Source organism: Chamaesiphon sp. OTE_75_metabat_556 (assembly GCF_031378165.1).
In the GTDB taxonomy this organism is placed as follows: Bacteria; Cyanobacteriota; Cyanobacteriia; order Cyanobacteriales; family Chamaesiphonaceae; genus Chamaesiphon.
The window spans coordinates 1-3681 of sequence record NZ_JANNDR010000094.1; the positions used below are offsets into that span (position 1 = coordinate 1).

The 3681-nt window shown below is 46.2% G+C and carries 4 protein-coding genes; 2 read left to right on the forward strand and 2 right to left on the reverse strand.

The features are described 5' to 3' along the window. The first annotated feature begins 222 nt into the window (after positions 1–222). On the forward strand, positions 223–1287 hold the full coding sequence (locus RMO27_RS04240) for a class I fructose-bisphosphate aldolase (RefSeq protein ID WP_309729424.1): 1065 nt from the start codon (positions 223–225) through the stop codon (positions 1285–1287). Positions 1288–1561: 274 nt separating this feature from the next. Here RMO27_RS04240 and RMO27_RS04245 read toward each other — a convergent pair whose 3' ends face one another. Both RMO27_RS04245 and RMO27_RS04250 read right to left on the reverse strand, forming a co-directional pair. Further along, positions 1562–2545: a beta-fructosidase gene (locus tag RMO27_RS04245; protein ID WP_309729427.1), complete on the reverse strand. Its 984-nt coding sequence runs from the start codon at positions 2543–2545 to the stop codon at positions 1562–1564. Positions 2546–3199: 654 nt separating this feature from the next. Then, positions 3200–3349 (reverse strand): hypothetical protein, encoded by a 150-nt coding sequence (locus RMO27_RS04250; protein ID WP_309729428.1) that lies wholly within the window; start codon positions 3347–3349, stop codon positions 3200–3202. A gap of 125 nt (positions 3350–3474) precedes the next feature. On the opposite strand from RMO27_RS04250, the gene rpsN reads away from it, so the two are divergent. Continuing rightward, positions 3475–3681: 30S ribosomal protein S14 (gene rpsN, locus RMO27_RS04255; RefSeq protein WP_309729430.1), on the forward strand; the 207-nt coding region annotated here is incomplete at its 3' end.

The window sequence follows — 3681 nt, forward strand, 5'->3', positions numbered from 1 at the left end:
GTTCACAAGTCAGAGGTAAGATTTTTTGAGATGTTGGCGAGGTATCGATCTCAAGTAGTGAGATTTCATTCTTAGAATAACTTAGTTTATCATTGGCACCCAAACTAGGGTGAGCTATAAATCGGCAATCTGGATGCTACTTGGTTGATCGCATCGCCATCCCACCACAGTCGGAAAACTGATTAGACTATTGATATACCTATCTGTGATAAGGACTGACCGATGAATACATCCGATCGGGAATTAATCGCCACCGCCCAGGCATTGGTTGCACCTGGCAAAGGAATTTTGGCAATGGATGAAAGTAATGCTACCTGCGCGCGGCGGTTTGAGAAGTTGGGAATTCCCGTGACGGTGGAGCGGCGGCGCGCCTATCGGGAATTAATTATTACCACCCCAAATTTAGCCAATTTTATTAGCGGGGCGATTTTGTATGATGAGACGATCCGCCAATCTTCGCAAGCTGGCATTCCCTTCGTCAACTTGCTGCAAACCGCTGGAATTATCCCTGGCATTAAACTCGATCTCGGTGCCAAAGATCTCCCTGGTTGTCCTGGTGAAAAAGTAACTGAAGGCTTAGACGGATTGGGCGATCGCATTGCCGAATACTATCAAATGGGTGCCCGCTTTGCAAAGTGGCGCGCGGTAATTACGATTTCACAAAGTGAACGCGACGCGATCGATACAGACATTCCCAGTGAAACTTGTCTGGTAGCTAATGCCCATGCCCTCGCCCGCTATGCCGCTCTGTGTCAAGCAGGGGGACTAGTCCCGATTGTCGAACCCGAAGTGCTCATTGACGGGCAGCATTCGATCGAGCGGTGCTATGAAGTAACAGATCGCACTCTACAAGCTGTCTTCGCGCAATTAAGATTGAATCGGGTAGAACTCGATAAAATGATTCTCAAACCCAGCATGGTACTCGCTGGTGAAAAGTGTCCCATCCAGGCATCTGTCGAGCAGGTGGCTGCAATGACCGTCCAGTGTCTACGCGATAATGTCCCCGCCTCAGTACCAGGCATCGCTTTTCTCTCTGGGGGACAAAGCAACGAACATGCCACTGCTCATCTCAATGCGATCCATACGCAGTTTGGCTCCCAATGTCCGTGGGCTGTCACCTTTTCATACGCGCGCGCGATTCAACAACCCGCTCTCGATTATTGGCATGGCGACGATGCCAATATCCCCGCAGCGCAAAAACGCCTTTATCAGCGCGCCAAGATCAACGGATCGGCCAGCATGGGGCAATACACACCAGAAATGGAACGATCGATCGCCATGGTTTAGGCTTTAGGTTTTAGGCTTTAGGTAAGTAGGTAGGCGCAATTAAACTGACAATGACGAAATCGCCCTCATCCCCCAACCCCCTTCTCCCAACACTGGGAGAGGGGAGCCGATCTTAGCCCCCTTCTCCCAAGTTTGGGAGAGGGGCTGGGGGTGAGGGCACAAGGTTGGCATCTCACATTTAATTCCACCTATCTACTTATTAGGAAAGATAATATTAAGTCAAAAGCGGCTCGAATATATCGAGCCGCTTTCAACTATCAACTCCCAACTAAAATTACATGTCGATCGAGTAGCTACTAAAGTCGCGATCGACATGCTGTAAGCCAGTTTGAACCCCACTGCGACGGATGCCGCCAGTGGTGATGTCAAACCCGATAATCTCCCCATTTAGTTCGGGAATAATGCGGCAAGCATAGAGGTTGGCTGTCTCTGGCAATAAGATCTCAGGAGCCGCTGCTGGAAAGTTAAACAGCGAAGATGAATGAAAACCCTGTAAACCACCACTTTGCTCGGTTGTGGGTGCAAAGTCATATTTTGCCCAAGTACTGTAGACTAGCGCGTAATCATCCACTCCAGAGCGATAGAGTTGGGGCACTTCCATTTCGGCATAAAAGCCTGGTTGACAGATCGGGGGTAAATATTCCCAATGTTCAAAGCTATTATTTTTGGCTTTGAGCAGAGCGACGGCACCTTTTTTACCCACCTGCTGATTGGGATCTTTGGCTGAGAGCAACATGTAGATCTGTTCCTCATGGCGGAATAAAAAGGGATCGCGCCAAGCATTAATTGTTAGATCTTCAGGAACGTGATGCAGCTCGTACGGAGCATCAGGTTGAATCCGAATGCTGGGAATCCGAAACCAGCGATCGAAACTTTGAATGTGATGAGTAAAAGCAACGCCGACATTTTGGGTCATGCCATCATCTGTCGCTTGATTTCTCGATGTATAAAACATCAAAAATCCACCCTGAACTTTAATAATATCTCCACTCCAAATTGAGGTATTATCCCAACCGTGTGGATCTGCACCCAATACTCGATCGCTCACCCACTCAATGGTCAAAAAATCCTTGGTAGTTGCATATCCTACTTGCGAACTCAAGTGGTGTTGGTCTTGAGCGACCAACGACCGATCGGCATTTAGATAAAATAAATGGAAAATTTCTGTATCTGGGTCAAAATGATACCAAAAATCCCAAACATGGCGATCGGGATGTTGCAGCGTAGGATAGCTAAATTCTGGAGCGAGAGTGCGCATTTTCTACCAATTCAAAATACAAGATTGGATAATTATTCAAAGGCAAAATTGTCGCAGTCAAAACTCTTGCGAATAGAGCAAGAATTTTTAGACTGCGGAAAGAAAAATAGCGATTTTATCGGTGCAATGTTTATCGATTACTCACTTAAGAGTAATGAATGATTTTGGCTAAATAAGTTTCAACTTGTGTGAAATTTATTTTTGCGAAATTGACTATTGGCTAGTCAATTCCCCAGTTAGCCAGTTGCAACGAGTATTTGTACTTACGGAGCTTGAGTGAGGCTAAAACTTAAGACAATTCTTTCGTTCTCATGGCGTCGGTCGAACCGAATCGGTCATGCTTTGCCGCCTGCTGGAAATGCTGGAAATTACTTACAGATGTCAAGGTTAAAATCTGTTCGGACACCAAGCTAGAGATCGGGTGTACCATATATATCAATGTTCCAGTAGGCAGTAATGTGTGGTTATGATTTAGCATACCCAACTTATCACAGTAATCGATCGAAAGCAGATCGAAAATCGATAAAAACCAATTAATTATTTGCTCCTCACAAATGAAGTTGCGATCGCCGACCAGAGGTCTGACGATCTAGGTTATGACTGTAGCTATTATCGAGATAACTGCCGTCAATTGAAACTCGCCAAATAGCCTAATTATTTAGTCGCTAGATGATTTTGCCAGCAATCGCACAGATCGATTGTCCGCAGGCTAGTTGCGGCAATCTTCGGATGTGCGATCGCGATCGATCTGGAGAGATTTTGCGTGCAGATCGTCTGCCCATCTGAGCAAGATGAGTCAGTCATAGACAAAATTGCTGATTTTGCTTTATAATAGAGTGTTTGGCACTCTTGTAATATGCGATCTTAATTGGTTGCGTAGATCCACAAGAGCCGCTGCGGCTTATTGTAATATCGAGAAAGTTAGACACATGGCGAAGAAAGGCATGATCGAGCGGGAGAAGAACCGCCAACGACTAGTAGCAAAATATGCAGATAAAAGATCGGCTCTATTAGAAGAGTTTAAGAGTGCAGCTACACCCCAAGCAAGATTTGCAATCCACCGCAAGATTCAACAACTACCTCGCAACAGCGCACCGACTCGGTTGCACAATCGTTGTTGGGTAACTGGCCGTCCG